General features: G+C 72.3%; 13 protein-coding genes. 2 read left to right on the top strand and 11 right to left on the bottom strand.

The window, feature by feature from the left end:
- Positions 1 to 167 precede the first annotated feature (167 nt).
- Together FBZ33_RS05460 and proS are read right to left on the bottom strand one after the other, a co-directional pair.
- Positions 168 to 815, bottom strand: coding sequence for a DUF402 domain-containing protein (locus FBZ33_RS05460; protein ID WP_141908219.1), 648 nt, complete (start codon positions 813 to 815; stop codon positions 168 to 170).
- A gap of 83 nt (positions 816 to 898) precedes the next feature.
- A complete protein-coding gene (gene proS / locus FBZ33_RS05455; protein WP_141908218.1) occupies positions 899 to 2,305 on the bottom strand; it encodes a proline--tRNA ligase in 1,407 nt (468 codons plus the stop codon).
- 240 nt (positions 2,306 to 2,545) lie between these two features.
- On the opposite strand from proS, the gene FBZ33_RS05450 reads away from it, so the two are divergent.
- Positions 2,546 to 3,148 carry a TetR/AcrR family transcriptional regulator gene (locus FBZ33_RS05450; protein ID WP_099851194.1) on the top strand — a complete coding sequence of 201 codons (603 nt, stop codon included), beginning with the start codon at positions 2,546 to 2,548 and terminating at the stop codon, positions 3,146 to 3,148.
- 172 nt (positions 3,149 to 3,320) lie between these two features.
- Here FBZ33_RS05450 and FBZ33_RS05445 read toward each other — a convergent pair whose 3' ends face one another.
- The 9 genes from FBZ33_RS05445 to ftsY form a co-directional block, all read right to left on the bottom strand.
- Positions 3,321 to 4,400, bottom strand: a complete 1,080-nt coding sequence (locus tag FBZ33_RS05445) for an amidohydrolase family protein (RefSeq protein WP_141908217.1) — start codon at positions 4,398 to 4,400, stop codon at positions 3,321 to 3,323.
- 65 nt (positions 4,401 to 4,465) lie between these two features.
- Positions 4,466 to 6,028 carry a signal recognition particle protein gene (ffh, locus tag FBZ33_RS05440; RefSeq protein WP_088946615.1) on the bottom strand — a complete coding sequence of 521 codons (1,563 nt, stop codon included), beginning with the start codon at positions 6,026 to 6,028 and terminating at the stop codon, positions 4,466 to 4,468.
- A gap of 114 nt (positions 6,029 to 6,142) precedes the next feature.
- Entirely contained in the window at positions 6,143 to 6,799 is a 657-nt protein-coding gene (locus FBZ33_RS05435; protein ID WP_141908216.1) for a response regulator transcription factor, read from the bottom strand.
- On the bottom strand, positions 6,796 to 7,959 hold the full coding sequence (locus tag FBZ33_RS05430; RefSeq protein WP_255508726.1) for a sensor histidine kinase: 1,164 nt from the start codon (positions 7,957 to 7,959) through the stop codon (positions 6,796 to 6,798). The genes FBZ33_RS05435 and FBZ33_RS05430 overlap by 4 nt, the downstream gene beginning before the upstream one ends.
- Before the next feature lie 360 nt (positions 7,960 to 8,319).
- Complete coding sequence (locus FBZ33_RS05425) at positions 8,320 to 10,596, bottom strand: [protein-PII] uridylyltransferase (protein WP_141908214.1); 2,277 nt, start codon at positions 10,594 to 10,596, stop codon at positions 8,320 to 8,322.
- A gap of 16 nt (positions 10,597 to 10,612) precedes the next feature.
- Positions 10,613 to 10,951: a P-II family nitrogen regulator gene (locus FBZ33_RS05420; RefSeq protein ID WP_172862163.1), complete on the bottom strand. Its 339-nt coding sequence runs from the start codon at positions 10,949 to 10,951 to the stop codon at positions 10,613 to 10,615.
- A 25-nt stretch (positions 10,952 to 10,976) separates the two neighbouring features.
- Entirely contained in the window at positions 10,977 to 12,386 is a 1,410-nt protein-coding gene (locus tag FBZ33_RS05415) for an ammonium transporter (RefSeq protein WP_141908213.1), read from the bottom strand.
- A gap of 276 nt (positions 12,387 to 12,662) precedes the next feature.
- Complete coding sequence (locus tag FBZ33_RS05410; protein ID WP_172861967.1) at positions 12,663 to 13,526, bottom strand: aminoglycoside phosphotransferase family protein; 864 nt, start codon at positions 13,524 to 13,526, stop codon at positions 12,663 to 12,665.
- 6 nt (positions 13,527 to 13,532) lie between these two features.
- Positions 13,533 to 14,720, bottom strand: a complete 1,188-nt coding sequence (ftsY, locus tag FBZ33_RS05405) for a signal recognition particle-docking protein FtsY (RefSeq protein WP_141908212.1) — start codon at positions 14,718 to 14,720, stop codon at positions 13,533 to 13,535.
- Between the two features lie 182 nt (positions 14,721 to 14,902).
- Between ftsY and FBZ33_RS05400 the strand changes: the two genes are divergently transcribed.
- Complete coding sequence (locus tag FBZ33_RS05400) at positions 14,903 to 16,630, top strand: alkaline phosphatase D family protein (protein WP_141908211.1); 1,728 nt, start codon at positions 14,903 to 14,905, stop codon at positions 16,628 to 16,630.
- Position 16,631: the final 1 nt, after the last annotated feature.

The raw sequence follows: 16,631 nt of genomic DNA, 5'->3' as shown, positions 1-16,631 counted from the left end.
GACCGGACCCGTGGGGTTGGGCCGGAGACTACTCGGTGGACTAGCGACGTGCCCGGGTTAGAGGGCGCCGGACGCGCGCCGGATACCAGCGACCCATTCTGCCAGATCCGATGCCGATCGCACGCATCGGACCCGGACACCGCGTCACCGGTGACGCGGGACACCTCTCAGCGCACCGGCGGACGGTCCCATCCGGGTGGAAGTTCATCCGGTACGTCCCAGTCTGGCGGGGGTGTGAAGTCGCACCAGGTGCCGTCGAACGGGAACACGCCGGCCTCGGCGAGCGCGATCACCCGCTCCCCCTCGGCGCGGACCGCCTTCTCGTCGGTCACCCAGTAGTCGTCGCCGAAGGCGAGCCGCTCGACGAACTCGTCCTCGTCCTTCCAGTCCCAGCTGAGGTCCGGTCGCACCACCACGTCCAGGTCCTGGTCCACCACGTCGACGCCGGCCACCGGACCGTCGTCCCAGCGGACACCGGGCTCCTCCAGGTTGACGTACCAGTTGGCGAACCGGCCCCGCGCGTCGCGGAACCACCAGACGGAGTGCGCCGACCCGCTGGGCAGGAACTTCAGCAGCGGCGGGCCGTTCCAGCGCCCGTGCGCCAAGCGGTACGACGACGAGATCCACTGGGCGAACGGCATCGCCCGCATCCCCAGCCCGGCCTCGGTCACCTCGTGGGCCACCGGGGAGTCGCGGGCGATCCACACCAGCAGACCCCGGTCGTCGTCGCTGACCACGCGGCCCGGCCGGACCCACCCGATCCGACCGTGCCGCACGTTCCGATGCATGATCAGCCGACCCGGCTCGAAGCGCACCGCACCAACCTTCGGGTTGTTCTTCCTCTGCCGCCGGCGTGGAGAAGGATGCCCAGGCGCGCCGGCCCAGGCGTCCCTACACCTCAGTAGGCGCGGGCGAGGATGGCGATCAGGTCGGGCTCGTCCTCGGAGTCCGGCACCGAGCCGTCGGCGCGCAGCAGGCAGCGCACCGTGACGCCCTGACCGTTCGCCTCGGCCTCGCCGGCCACGCCGACCGCCGACCACGGCACCCGTGCCCAGCCGTTCGCGGCAGCCTCGATCGCCTCGGCCAGCGTGGCGACCTCCACCGTCCGCGACTCGCGGTTGGCCAACGCCTGGTCGTGCAGCACCTGCTGGTCCGTCTCCAACGCGGCCAGCACAGCGGCGACCACGTCGGCCACCGGCGTCGGGGACTTCGAGCCGTCGGTGCGGCGCACCACCGTCGCGTTGCCGACGGCCAGGTCCCGGGGGCCGACCTCGACGCGTACCGGATAGCCACGAAGCTCGGCGTCGACGGCCCGGCGGCCGAACGCGGTGTCGGTCCGGTCGTCGAGCGCGACCCGGACACCGGCGTCACGCAGGCCGTCGCGCAGCTTGGCCGCCGCCTCGGCGACGCCCTCGCCGTCCTTGACGATCATGACGTACGCCTGGATCGGGGCCAGCCTCGGCGGCACGCGCAGACCGTTGTCGTCGCCGTGCGCCATGATCAGGCCACCCAGCATCCGAGTGGACGTGCCCCAGGAGGTGGTCCAGGCGTGCTCCCGGCCGCCCTCCTTGGACGAATAGCTGATGTCGAACGCCTTGGCGAAGTTCTGACCCAGCTCGTGGCTGGTGCCCAACTGCAGCGCCTTGCCGTCACCCATCATGCCTTCGCAGGTGTACGTGGCCGTCGCCCCGGCGAACCGCTCGCGCGTCGTCTTCAGGCCCACCACCACCGGAATGCCGATGACGTTGACCATCAGGTCCTCGTACGCCTCGTGCAGGATCTTCCGCGCGTACGCCCGGGCGTCCTCGCGGGTGGCGTGCGCGGTGTGCCCCTCCTGCCAGAGGAACTCGCTGGTACGCAGGAAGAGCCGCGGGCGCAGCTCCCACCGGACCACGTTCGCCCACTGGTTGAGCAGCAGCGGCAGGTCCCGGTACGAGTCGATCCACTTGGCCATGAACTCGCCGATGACCGTCTCGCTGGTCGGGCGCACCACGATCGGCTCGGCGAGCGGCTTGCCACCACCGTGGGTGACGACCGCCAGCTCCGGCGAGAAGCCCTCGACGTGCTGGGCCTCACGCTTGAGGTAGCTCTCCGGGATGAAGAGCGGGAAGTACGCGTTCTCCGCACCCGCCGCCTTGATCCGGGCGTCCATCTCGGCCTGCATACGCTCCCAGATGGCGTAGCCGGCCGGTCGGATGACCATGGTGCCGCGAACCGGGCCGTTGTCGGCCAGCTTTGCCTTGGCGATCAGGTCTTGGTACCAGCGGGGGAAATCCTCCGCACGGGGAGTGAGCACGCGTGCCATGACCGCACATCCTATGCGTCACGCGGGGCGACACCGCGCCCGGGAGCCGCAGCGCCGTGTCGCAGCCCCTTCGGGTGGCTGTTGCGCATGCTCGCGGCGTCGGTGGTGACGGCGCTGGACAACTCGACGGCGGCCGGTGGGCGCCTCGACGGCGTTCGCTGGCCAGCCGGTGGCGCACGTCGGGCGGGCGGGCCATGCGCTCTGGGCGGGCGGCCGGGCGGCCCCTAGAATTCGACCATCATGACTGCAACGACGGACTCGCCGCGTCAGCGGCTGCGCGACACGATCGTGGACGCCGCCCGCGCGCAGACCATCGCCGCCGGCTGGGACGCGGTCCGGATGGGCGGCGTGGCCACCACGGCGGGAGTGAGCCGGCAGACCGTCTACAACGAGTTCGGCAACAAGGCCGGGCTGGCCGAGGCACTCGCCCGCCGCGAGGTGGACCGCTTCGTCGGCGACGTCCGTGCCGCCCTGCTCGCGCACGGGACCGACGTACGGACCGGCGCGTACGCCGCGATCGCGCACACCCTCGCCACGGCAGCCGACAACCCGCTGGTCAAGGCCATCCTGACCAGCGCCCGAGGTGGTTCGGACGAGCTGCTTCCGTACCTCACCACGCGGGCCGAGGTGGTGCTCACCGAGGCGTCCGGGGCGCTCATCGAGTGGGCCGGCGATCACCTTCCCGGAGCGGACCAGGCCGCGTTGGCCTTCGCCGCCGACACGATCGTCCGGTTGGTGGTGAGCCACATCGTGCTCCCCCGCGCGCCGATCGACCAGACCGCCACGGCCCTCGCCGACCTGGCCGTACACCTCTTCAGCGCCGCCATCCGCCCAGCCCGCTGACCCCGCCCGCCGCCCCCGCCGCGGCGCACTCTCCCGCGCACCCGCACCGCCGAGCGGCGCCGCGCCCGCAACTTCCCGGATGTTGCTGCCTCCGGCGCGCGGGAGGCAGCAACATCCCCGATGTTGCTGCCTCCCCTGGCCGGGGCACGGCGCGCCGGGGCACGGCGCGGGGTCAGCGCACTACCTGGCCGCGCAGGATCGTGCGGGAGGGGGCGCGGACGACGCGCAGGTCGCGGCGGGGGTCTTCGGGGTAGACGGTCAGGTCGGCGAGGCCACCCTCGACCAGGCCGGGGAAGCCCAGCCACTGTCGGGCGCCCCAGGAGGCGGCGGCGAGTACGTCGATGGGCGCCATGCCGGCCTGCTCGTGCAGCAGAAGCATCTCCTCGGCGGCGAGGCCGTGGTCGATGCCGCCTCCGGCGTCGGTGCCCACGTAGATCGGCACCCCCGCCTCGTACGCGGCACGCACCACCTCGGGGAAACCGTCGCGCAGCGCGAGCATGTGCTCCGCGTACCCGGGGAACTTGCCCCGCGCCTGCTCGGCGATGCCGCCGAAGGTGGCGATGTTGATCATTGTGGGGATCAGCGCGGTGCCCCGCCGGGCCATCTCGTCGATCAGGTCCAGGCTGAGCCCGGTGCCGTGCTCCACCGAGTCCACCCCGGCCCGCACCATGATCTCGACCGCCGACTCGGAGAAGGTGTGCACCGCGGCGCGTACCCCGGCGGCGTGGGCGGCCTGGACGGCCGCGGTGAGGGTGTCCGCGTCCCAGGCCGGCGCGAGGTCACCCACACCCCGGTCGATCCAGTCGCCGACCAGCTTGACCCAGCCGTTGCCGGCCCGCGCCTGGGCGGCCACCGTCGCGGCCACCTCGGTGGCGTCGACCTCCACGCCGATGTCCCGCAGGTAGCGCTTCGGCGGCGCGACGTGCCGGCCGGCGCGGGCCAGTCGCGGCAGGTCCGGCTCGTCGTCGAGTTCGGGGTACGGGTACGGCGACCCGGCGTCGCGGATCGCCAGCACGCCGGCGTCCCGGTCGATGTGGGCCAACTCGCGGGCCTGGTCGAGTGAGGTGATCGGGGCGCCGCCTCGGGCGATGCCGATGTGGCAGTGCGCGTCGACCAACCCCGGCAGGACGAAGCCGCCGTCGACGACCGTCTCCGCACCGGGCACCGGAGTGAAGGTCACCCGGTCCCCGACCAGCCAGAGATCCCGGACCTCGTCGTCGGGGAGCAGCACACCGCGCACGTGAAGAGCCATGCGCACAGTCCTACCCGATCACGCCCGGTCGGGGGCGAGCAGGTCACCCTCGACCGGCACGGACGTCAGCGGGGGCGGTTGTCGCCCTTGCCGAGCTTGTTGAAGTCGATCTTCGGGAGCTTGAAGCCGGGCGGAAGGCCCTGGCCGCCGGCGAGGTCGTTCGGGTCCATCCCCGGCGGGAGCTGCGGCATGCCACCCGGGAAGCCGCCCGGCATCCCGGCTCCGGCACCCGCTCCCGTACGCGGCCGACCGCCACCCTTGGTGCCCTTGCGCTTGTTCTTCGGAGACTTGGTCGCCTTGCGCCGGCCACCGCCGGGCAGGCCCATCATGCCGCCCATCTGCTTCATCATCTTCTGCGCGTCGGTGAAGCGGTTGAGCAGCTGGTTGACGTCCATCACGGTGACCCCGGAGCCGTTGGCGATACGCGCCCGGCGGGAGCCATTGATGATCTTCGGGTTGGTCCGCTCGCCCGGGGTCATCGACCGGATGATCGCGGTGACCCGGTCGAAGTGGGTGTCGTCCAGCTCGGCGAGCTGGTCCTTCATCTGCCCCATGCCCGGCATCATGGCCAGCACGTTGGCGATCGGGCCCATCCGTCGGACCGCGATGAGCTGGTCGAGGAAGTCCTCCAGGGTGAACTGCTCGCCGCCCATCAGCTTGGCGGTCATCTTCTCCTTCTGATCGGAGTCGAAGGCCTGCTCGGCCTGCTCGATCAGAGTGAGGACGTCGCCCATGCCGAGGATCCGGCTGGCCATCCGGTCGGGGTGGAAGACGTCGAAGTCCTCCAGCTTCTCACCGGTGGACGCGAACAGGATCGGCTGCCCGGTGACCTCGCGCACCGACAGCGCGGCACCACCGCGAGCGTCGCCGTCGAGCTTGGAGAGCACCACGCCGGTGATGCCGACGCCGTCGCGGAACGCCTCGGCGGTGCGGACGGCGTCCTGGCCGACCATCGCGTCGATGACGAAGATGACCTCGTCCGGCTGGACCGCGTCGCGGATGTCGGCGGCCTGCTGCATCATCTCGGCGTCGATGCCGAGGCGGCCGGCGGTGTCGACGATGACGATGTCGCGGGCAGCCCGCTTCGCGTGCTCGATCGAGGCGCGCGCCACCTGCACCGGGTCACCGGTGCCGTTGCCGGGCTCCGGGGCGTACACCTCGACACCGGCCCGGCCACCGAGCACCTGGAGCTGCCCGACGGCGTTGGGGCGCTGGAGGTCGGCGGCGACGAGCAGCGGCTGGTGCCCCTGGCCCTTGAGCCAGCGGGCCAGCTTGCCGGCCAGGGTGGTCTTACCGGAACCCTGGAGACCGGCCAGCATGATCACCGTCGGCGGCTGCTTGGCGAACTGGAGCCGCCGGCCCTCGCCGCCGAGCACGGTGATCAGCTCTTCGTTGACGATCTTGATGATCTGCTGGGCCGGGTTCAGCGCCTGGGAGACCTCGGAGCTGCGGGCCCGCTCCTTGACGGCCGCGATGAAGCCCTTGACCACCGGCAGCGCGACGTCCGCCTCCAGCAGCGCGAGGCGGATCTCGCGCGCGGTGGCGTCGATGTCGGCGTCGGTGAGCCGCCCCTTGCCGCGGAGCTTGGTGAAGATCCCGGACAGGCGGTCACTCAAGGTGTCAAACACGCGAACATCCCGTTTGTCAGTGTTCCGGCGGGCACAACGCGGCCGGCACTGCGGAGTCCGGCCACCGCTAGGGTAACCGCCCCGCCGCAAGGCCGCTGTCGCCCGGCCCGGGCCTCACCCCGACACCAACCCCGACTGGTACGCGAACACGACGAGCTGGGCCCGGTCCCGGGCTCCCAGCTTGCCCATCGCCCGGCTGACGTGGGTCCGCGCGGTCGCCGGGCTGACCACCAACCGGGCGGCGATCTCCTCGTTGTTCAGGCCCTCCCCGACCAGACCGACGACCTGGCGCTCCCGATCGGTCAGCGCGCCCAGCCGGGGGTGCGGACGAAGCACCCGCGACGGTCGGGTGGCGAACTCCCGCACCACCCGACGGGTCACCGACGGCGACAGCAGCGCCTCCCCCTCGGCGACCAACCGGATGGCGCGCAGCAGCTCGGCCGGTCGGGTGTCCTTGGTGAGGAACCCGCTCGCGCCGTGCCGCAGCGCGTCGAAGACGTACTCGTCCAGCTCGAAGGTGGTCAGCACCACCACCCGCGTACCGGTCAGGTCGGGGTCCGCGACGATCCGCCGGGTCGCCTCGATGCCGTCGATGCCGGGCATTCGGATGTCCATCAGCACCACGTCCGGCCGTTCCCGGTGCGCCAGCTCGACCGCCTGCAAACCGTCGGCCGCCTCGCCGGCGAGCGCGAGGTCGTCCTCGCTCTCCACCAGCGCGCGCAGACCGAGCCGGACCAGGTCCTGGTCGTCGGCGACCAGCACCCGGATCACGTGGTGGGCCCCACGGGCAGCCGGGCGTACACCCGGAATCCGCCGTCGGGGCGCGGCCCGGCGGCCAACCGCCCGCCCAACGCTGCGACCCGCTCCCGCATCCCGGCCAGACCGTGCCCACCCTCGTCGTCGACCGGATCCGTTCGGCCTCGTCGCACGCCGGTGCCCTCGTCGGTGACCTCGACGGTCACCTCGTCGGCGCGGTAGTCGACGCGCACCTCAGCGTTGGCCACCCCCGCGTGACGCAGCACGTTGGTCAACGCCTCCTGCACCACCCGGTACGCGGTCAGGTCCAGCGCCGCCGGTAGGTCCCGAGCGTCGCCGGTCACACGCAGGTCGACGGCGAGTCCGGCCCCGGCGAGCCGGTCGCGCAGCGCGGGGAGCCGGGCCAGACCGGGCACCGGCCCTCGCTCGGCGCCCTGCCGCACCGCACCGAGGGTGACCCGAAGCTCGTCCAGCGCCTCCCGGCTGGTCCGGCTGATCGCGGTCAGCGCGGTCTCCGCCTGCTCGGGCCGTTTCGGCAGGAGGTGCAGGGCGATCTCCGCCTGCATGCTGATCGCGGCAAGCCCGTGCCCCACCACGTCATGCACCTCCTGCGCGATGCGCAGTCGCTCCTCGTCGGCCTGCCGCCGGGCCTGTTCGGCGCGATCGCGGGCCGCCTCGGCCCGGCTGCGCGCGGCCGTCTCGCGGTTGACCCGCACCACGACCCCCACCGCGAACGGTACGACCACCCACGCCGACGCGGGCAGCACTCCGGCCCAGCCGGGCGCCGGACCCTCGGACCAGAAGACGTGCGCCAACAACAGGACGAACGCGCCACCAAGGGCGAGCGCCGCCGGGCGCACCGGCAGTCGCACCGCCACGGTGTACACCGCGATGAGGAACGCGACCAGGATCGGCCCGTACGGGTAGCCGAACACCAGGTACGTCGACGTGGCCACGGTGACCACGGCGAGGGTGGCGATCGGGGCGCGCCTGCGGAACAGCAGAGCGAGCGCGGCGACCGCGATCAGCACCCGACTGGCGGCGTCCACCGGTGTCGACCCCGGCTGGTTGTCCCCGGCCAGACCGGTGGCGAGCAGCCCGAAGCCGAGCAGCACCAGAGCCAGCGCGGCGTCTGCCGCCACCTCCGGCCACCGCCCCCGCCCGCTGCCTCGCATGGCCGTCATTCTGCCCGCGCCGAGGCCACCTGACGTGCGTCCACGAGCGGCACCGCGGCTACGCCCCCGGACGTACCCGCGCACGGGGCCTTCGATCGCACCGCGTTGGCGGCGGACACCCTCACGAGCCTGATGAACCTCCCGACCGCACCCGGCAACGGCAGCGGACACCCGCATGAGCCTGATGACTGTGAGGCATCAAGATGACTCTGGGGCATCACGCTCGTGGGAGTGACCGGCTGGCGCGAGCGGCCAAACGGCCGAGCAGCACCGGGCCGCACTCGTCGGCGAGGCAGCAAGGCGGCCGGCTGTGTCAGCGCGCCGCAGCCGGACAGCAACCGCCGGCGGTGTCGCCGTAGGTCAGACGGCGGCGAGGACGGCCGCCTCCAGGCGGGCCCGGGTGGCGTCGTCCGGCCAGCCGCCCACCAGGTAGAAGGCGTCCACCACGTCGGCGCCGAGAGTGGAGATGCGGGCCGCGCGGACCAGGGCGCCCGCCTCGTCGAGCGCGCAGGCGACCCGGTAGAGCAACCCGGCCGCGTCGGCGGCGCGCAACTCCAGCAGCACGGCGTTGGTGGCCGCCTCGCGGTGCCAGACGACCCGGGGAGCAGCCCCACCGCCGCGGGCGGCGAGCGCCCGACCCCGCAGCCGCTGGGTGACCGACACGTCGCCGCCGACCGCACGACGGAGGTCTGCGCGGAGCGGGACCGGGTCGGGCGGGAGACCGTAGCGGGGTTGGACCAGGCACTCGACCAGGGCACGGCCGTCGACCACGGAGGCATCCGCGGAGATCACTTCCAGCCGGTGCAGCGCCAGGCAGCCGGCGACCGTGGCGAGCAGGCCCCGCCGGTCGGCTGCGGCGACCGACACCCGGTCGCCGGTCAGGTGGACGACCGGCAGGGGCCCGGCCAGCAGCGCCGGATCCGGGGTGGGCGGTTCGGGCAGTACGCCGGTGTCCAGTGCGGTGCGGACCCGACCGACCAGTTCGGCGACGAGTCGGCCCTTCCAGTCCGACCAGGCCGCCGGCCCGGTCGCCGCCGCGTCGGCGCGGACCAGCGCGTGCAACAGGTCGAGGGTGCCGGTGTCCCCCACCGACTCGGCCACCGAGGCGATGGTGACCGGGTCGGCCAGGTCACGGCGGGTGGCCACGTCGGGCAGCAGCAGGTGCAACCGGACCAGCGTGCCGATCAGCTCGACCTCGGTGGGGGGCAGACCGATCCGGGTCGCCGCCGCCTGGGCGACGGGCACCCCGACGGTGCTGTGATCACCGGGAAGTCCCTTGCCGATGTCGTGCAGGAGAGCGCCGAGGAGCAGCAGGTCGGGCCGCTCCACCTCACGGGCGTGCCGGCTGGCCTCATGAGCGGTCTGCACCAGGTGCCGGTCGAGGGTGTAGCGGTGCACCGGGTTGTGCTGCGGCAGACTGCGCAGCCGGGTCCACTCGGGCAGCCAGTTGTCGACCAGTCCGTACCGGTCGCAGGTTTCCCAGGCGGGCACCAGGCCGGGACCGGCGCCGAGCAGGGTGGTCAGCGCGGCCCGGGCATCAGCCGGCCAGGGCGCGGGCAGTGGCGGGCAGTACGCCGCCAGCCATTCGCAGGTGGCCCGGGCGATCGGAAGTCGGGTCGTGGCCGCCGCGGCGGCCACCCGCAGTGAGAGGCTCGGGTCGGGGCGAGCCCCGATCGCCGTACGGGCCAGCACGAGCTCGCCGTCGTGCTCGACCACGTCGCGGGCCACCGGGCGGCGCGCGGGGGGAGCGCCGCCCCCTCGGGACCGGCCGGATCGCAGCCGGTCGGCGGCACGGAACGCGTCGTCCAGGGCGTGGCTGACCGTGCGGGCGTCACCGGCGACCCGTCGCAGGAGGGCGTCGCCGTCCTCCAGCGCGAGGAGCGCGGCCACACCGTCTCGTTCCTGGGCGACCAGCCGGTCGACCCGGCGGCCGACCTGCTGGTGCAGGGCGTCCCGGGTGTCCAGCAGGCGGAGGTGGGCGGCGCGTACGGCGGGGCGCAGCGCGTCGGTGATGCCGGCGGCGGAGATCGCTCGCAGCAGCCCGACGTCGCGCAGACCGCCGGCGGCCTCCTTCAGGTCGCCCTCCAGCAGGAAGGCCAGCTCGCCGTGGGCCTGCCAGCGTGCTTCGGTGACCGCCCGCAGGCCGGGCAGGTGCCGGACGGCGGTGCGCCGCCAGTGGTCGGCGGCGGTGCGGATCAGCGCGTCGGCCAACGTCTGGTCGCCCGCCACCAGCCGGGCGTCGAGCAGCCCGAGGGCGACCTTGACGTCGTCCTGGGCCACGGAGAGTGCTTCGGAGACGGTGCGTACCGAGTGGTCGAGCCGTAGGCCGGCGTCCCAGATCGGGTACCAGACCGAGGCGGCCAACTCGTCGGTGCCGGGCACCCCGGCGTGCAGCAGAACCAGGTCGAGGTCGCCGTACGGGGCGCACTGCCGCCTCCCCAACCCTCCGACGGCGATCAGCGCGACCCCCTCCCGCGAAGGCAGCAGCCCTCGCAGAAAGGTGTCGTAAGCGCTCGCCCGCCCCAGCCGGGCGGACTCCCCGATCCCCCCGGGAACGCCGACGACCTCGTTGATCAAGAGGTTCGCGTCACCGTCACCGGCGTGTCCTGACGCGTTCTTCTTGATCAACGAGGTCATGTCGGTCGTTGCGCGATCAGAGGGCGTCTAGGCCGCGTTCGCCGGTACGCACCCGGACGACCTCTTCGACACCGGTGACCCAGACCTTGCCGTCACCGATCTTGCCCGTGCGGGCTGCCCCGACGATGGCGTCCACCACCTTGTCCACGTCGATCTCGTCGGTGAGCACCTCCACCCGGATCTTGGGCAGGAACTCGACCGTGTATTCAGCACCCCGGTAGACCTCGGTGTGCCCCTTCTGGCGCCCGTACCCCTGAACCTCGCTGACGGTCAGCCCGGCCACCCCGAGGGCGTGCAGGGCCTCCTTCACCGCGTCCAGTTGGTACGGCTTGATGACTGCGGTCACCAGCTTCATGTCCAACCCCTCCATCCCAGGAACGTTAACCGGCGACCTTTTCGCTGACCGTCTCGGCGGGCTCCGCCGGCGGCTTGGCACCACTCGTGCCGCCGGCGGGGGTGCCGATACCGGCCATCGCGAACGCGCTGCCCGTGCCACCACCGGCCGGGGACAGGTCGTAGCTGCTCTCGGCGTGCTCGGCGATGTCGATGCCCTCGACCTCGTCCTCACCCTTGACCCGGAAGCCGATCGTCTTCTCGATGACGAAGGCCAGCACCCAGGCGATGCCGAAGGACCAGACGGTGACGATCAGGCCGGCGAGGGCCTGCCGCCCGAGCTGGGTCGCGCCGCCGCCGTAGAAGAGACCGTCGGAGGCGCCCACCACGTCGCTGATCGCGGCGTTGACCGAGTTGGTGGCGAAGAGACCGAGCCAGAGCGAGCCGATCCAACCACCGACGAAGTGCACGCCGACCACGTCGAGCGAGTCGTCGTAGCCGAGCTTGTACTTGAGGCTGACGGCGAGCGCGCACACCGCACCGGCGACGATGCCGAGCAGGACGGCCGCCCACGGGGCGATGAAACCACAGGCCGGGGTGATGGCGACCAGGCCGGCGACGGCGCCGGACGAGGCGCCCACCATCGTCGGCTTACGGGTCTTGACCCACTCGACAGCGATCCAGCCGAGCACGGCCGCCGCCGTGGCGAGCTGGGTGTTGATGAAGGCGAGGCCGGCGACCGAGTCGACGGTCAGCTCGGAGCCGGCGTTGAACCCGAACCAGCCGAACCACAGCAGACCCGCACCGAGCGCGACCAGCGGGATGTTGTGCGGCTTCATGCCCTCACGCGGCCAACCGAGCCGCTTGCCGAGCACCAGAGCCACGGCCAGGGCCGCCGCACCGGCGTTGATGTGCACCGCGGTGCCACCGGCGAAGTCCAGGGCGTGGATGTCGGCGCCGATGATGCCGCCGCCCCACACCCAGTGGGCGACCGGGAAGTAGACCAGGGTGGCCCAGCCGAAGGCGAAGAGCAGCCAGCCGGCGAACTTTGCCCGGTCGGCGATGGCACCGCTGATCAGCGCGACGGTGATCACCGCGAAGACCATCTGGAAGGCCATGAACACGTAGAGCGGGACCCCGATGCCGCTGGGGTTCTCCGCCGTGGCACCCCACAGGTCGGTCTCGGCGAGGAACGTCTTGGTGCCGAGGTACGCGCCCGGGTCGCCCCAGAAGCCGTTCACGTCGGTCCCGAAGGCGACGCTGAATCCGTAGAACCACCACAGAATAGAGATGAGCCCGATAGCGGAGAAGCTCATCATCATCATGTTGAGTACGCCCTTGGCCCGGTTGAGGCCGCCGTAGAACAGCGCCAGTCCCGGGGTCATGAGCAGCACGAGCGCGGTCGAAACCAGCAGCCACGTGGTGTTGGCGCCGTCGATCGTCGGTGCTTCAGGCACGCTGGCCTCCTAAAGGGTGAATTCCTCCTTCGCGGCTTTCCGGGGCAGCGTCGCCCGTAGGCCGGTTGCGCGGAAGCTTCGCGGCCGGCTGTTTCACAGAGGGTCCCGGGCGGGTTTCCGTTTCGTGACGGGTTGTTTCGTACGTGTCACGAAGTCCGCACAGTCGGCGGCATGGACAATGGTGGATCGGTCGGACGGTGGACGTCGATGGCTGACCGGCCAGGCCCATCGACCGGTCCGCTTGACGGGACCGGCCGAGCATCGACCGGTCGACGGTCAGCGGAGGGCGTTCTCCAGTGCGTGCCGCTCGTAGTCGAGCAGCCGCAGATCGCGCATCGGCCGGCGCAGGTGGCCCTTGTGCACGATCCGGACGAACGCCGGCTCACCGGCGGCGGCCATCCGGCGGATGCCCTCGACGTGGTCCACGATCCGCTTGCGGATGGTCCGGATCAGCCGGTGCCGATCCCGAGGGATCAGCCCGTACGCGTCGGCGAAGAGCCGGAGCCGGCGCGGCCGGTCCGGGTGCTTCCAGCCGAGCGTGATCGAGTCACGGTCCGCGAAGATCGGCACCCAGGTCCAGGCCGCGTACGCCACGTCGTAGATCCGCGCGCCGGGTGAGGCGAGGTCGAAGTCGATCAGCCCGAGCGTGCCGTCCGGCCGCCAGATCACGTTGTGCGGCGCTGCGTCGTGGTGGCAGATCACCTCGGTGTCCGGTGGCGGGGGCCCGAACGAGCGCCAGACCGCCCCCGGCTGCGGGGTGAAGCCGTACTGCGCGTCGTGGAACATCCGCAGCATGGTGGCGACGGTGACCAGCGCCTCGTCGGTCACCCAGTGCGGGGCGAGCGGGTATTCCCCGCACTCCCCCTCCAGGTACGACAGCACCTCGCGGTTGCGCTCGTCCATGCCGAGCGCCCGGGGTGCGCCGGTGAAGCCCACGTACTCCAGGTGCCGCAGCAGGGCGTGCACGGACGGTGTCCACGGGCCGGCGTTGCGGCGGACCGTGTCACCGACGCGGACGACGGTGCTCACGTTGCCGCCGTGCAGCGGGATCTCCTGCGAAGTCACGTACGGTCTCCCGAGGCGCTGCGAGGGGTGGCCGGGGTCACGCCAGCCCGCGTATGCGCGGTTGTCACTGGACACCCGAGACTACGCGTCCCGTCCGGTGGCCTCGGTCCCCAGCAACGCGTCGACGAACTGCGCCGGGTCGAACGGGGCCAGGTCGTCCTTGCCCTCACCGAGGCCGACCAGCTTCACGGGGATGCCGAGCTTGCGCTGCACGGCGATCACGATGCCGCCCTTGGCGGTGCCGTCGAGCTTGGTCAGCACCACGCCGGTCACGTTGACCACCTCGGTGAAGACCCGGGCCTGTTCCAGGCCGTTCTGGCCGGTGGTGGCGTCCAGGATGAGCAGTGTCTCGTCGATCGGGCCCTGCTTCTCCACCACGCGCTTGACCTTGCCCAGCTCGTCCATCAGGCCGACCTTGTTCTGCAGGCGGCCGGCGGTGTCGATGAGCACGGTGTCCACGCCGGTGTCGATGCCGCGCTTGACCGCGTCGAAGGCGACACTGGCCGGGTCGGCGGCCTCGGGCCCCCGGACGGTCTCCGCGCCGACGCGCGAGCCCCAGGTCTCCAGCTGGTCGGCGGCGGCGGCCCGGAAGGTGTCCGCGGCGCCGAGCAGCACGGTACGGCCGTCGGCGACCAGCACCCGGGCGATCTTGCCGCAGGTGGTGGTCTTGCCAGCGCCGTTGACGCCGACGACGAGGACCACCGCCGGCACGCCGTCCTTCGGGGCGGTCCGCAACGAGCGGTCCAGGCTCGGGTCGAGCGCGTTGACCAGCTCGGCGGCGAGCAGTGCCCGCAGCTCGGACGCCGAACGGGTGCCGAGCACCAGGGTGCGCTCACGAAGCCGGTCGACGATGTCGCGGGTGGCGTCGACGCCGACGTCGGCGGTGATCAGGCTGTCCTCGATCTCCTCCCAGACGTCCTCGTCGAGGTGGTCGCGGGCGAGCAGGCCGAGCAGGCCCTTGCCGAAGACGTTCTGCGAGCGGGACAGTCGCGAGCGGAGCCGGACCAGCCGCCCGGCGGTCGGCTCGGGCACCTCCACCGGTGCGGGCGCCTCGATGACCGGCGGCGGCTCGACCAGGACGCCGGTGGACAGTTCGGACTCCGGTGCCTCGACCGGCGGGCCGGCGAGATCTTCCTCGGCCCTGGTGTCGACCTCGGTGTGCGGCAGCGGGGGCTCGGGCCGACGCCGCAGGCGCGGCACGACCAGCCCTACTGTGCCGGCGATCAGCACACCGAGCAGGACCAGAGCGAGGACGAGATATTCGGCCATGCCGGAATCCTGTCAGATGCGGGCGGCGGCGTCTCAGCCACCGCACCCGGGGCGGTGCCCGGAGTCTCAGCCACCGCACCCCGAGCGGTGCCCGGAGTCTCAGCCACCGCACCCCGAGCGGTGCCCGGAGTCTCAACCACCGCACCAGGCCGGTGCCGGGAACCGGCGGTAGGCTCGGGCGCATGCCCGCCGCACACCTCCTCATCGGCCCACTCCTGCGGCGAGTGGTGGACACCCGAGCGACCGTCTGGGTGGAGACGGCCGCGCCCGCCGTGGTCACCGTCCGCACCGCCGACGGCGCCACCGGCACCGCGCCCACCTTCTCGGCGTACGACCACCACTACGCCCTCGTGGTGGTGGAGGGGCTCACCCCGGACAGCGCGACCACCTACGAGGTGGTCGTCGACGACGAGGTGGTCTGGCCGGTGCCGAGCAGCGGCTTCCCGCCGAGCGTGATCCGCACCCGGGCCGCCGACGACCGGGACCAGCCGGTCAACCTGATCTTCGGCTCGTGCCGCGAGACCACCCAGCACTCCACGACCCGCAAGCTGCCACCGGACGCGCTGGACGCGTACGCCCGACGGTTGATGGCCGACCCGGAGGCGAACCCGCCGCCGGACCTGCTGGTGCTGCTCGGTGACCAGGTCTACGCCGACGTCACCTCGCCCACGGTGCGCCGGCTGCTGCGTCGGCGCCGGCGGCGCCCGAAGGGCGCCCCGGCCGACCAGGTGGTGAGCTTCGACGAGTACACGAAGCTCTATCTGGAGTCCTGGCGTGACCCGGAGATCCGTTGGCTGCTCTCCACCGTGCCGAGCGTGATGATCTTCGACGATCACGAGATCATCGACGACTGGAACACCTCGGCGGCGTGGCGTGCCGAGATGCGCGAGCAGCCGTGGTGGCAGGAGCGGATCGGCAGCGGGCTCGCCTCGTACTGGGTTTACCAGCACCTCGGCAACCTCTCCCCGGACGAGATCGCCGCCGACCCGGTCTTCGCGAAGGTCGCCGCCGCCGAGGACGCCACCGGGGTGCTGCGCGATTTCGGGCACCGGGTCGACCAGGAGTCGGACGTGGCGCACGACACAGAGCGCTGGCGCGCGGTGCAGTACCAGTGGAGTTACGCACTGGACCTGGGCCGGACCCGGCTGGTCATGCTCGACAACAGGTGCAGCCGGGTGCTCGACCCGGGCAGCCGGGCGATGCTGCCGCCGGGCGAGTGGTCCTGGTTCCTCGACCAGGCGCACGGGGTCTACGACCACCTGGTGGTCGGTGCCTCGCTGCCCTGGCTGCTGCCGCAGGGCATCCACCACATCGAGGCGTGGAACGAGAAGTTGGCGGACTCGCGTCGCCCCTGGGTGGCCCACGGGGCGGAGAAGCTGCGCCGCGCACTGGACCTGGAGCATTGGGCGGCGTTCCGGCGTTCCTTCGAGGCGCTGGCGGAGACCTTCACCCGCATCGGCACCGGCACCCCCCGGGAGTCCGGCGCGCGGGTCGGCGCCGGTCCGGCGTACGCCCCGCCGGCGTCGATCAGCGTGCTCTCCGGGGACGTGCACCACTCGTACGTGGCCCGGGCCCGGTTCGGCGACCCGGCGGTGGTCACACCCGTGCACCAGCTCACCTGCTCACCGATCCACAACCAGGTGCCGGCCGGCATCCGTCCGCTGATGCGGCTCGGTTGGTCGGCCGGTCCGGCCGGTGCCACCCGGGCGCTGGCTCGCTCCGCGGGTGTCCGGCGGCCGGGGGTGCGGTGGCGCAAGTTGGCCGGTCCCTACTTCGGCAACGCGGTCGCGACCCTGACGCATGAGGGGCGCAGGGCTGACGTGGTGATCGAGGGCACCACGAAGGACGGCCACCTACGCCCCGTGATGCGGCGCCGACTCTCGGCCGCCGCACGGCCGACCTCGCCGTAGT

The sequence above is a fragment of the Micromonospora sp. A202 genome (assembly GCF_006715105.1).
GTDB classification, from domain to species: domain Bacteria; phylum Actinomycetota; class Actinomycetes; order Mycobacteriales; family Micromonosporaceae; genus Micromonospora; species Micromonospora zamorensis.
This window is presented reverse-complemented; position numbering and strand designations above follow the sequence as displayed.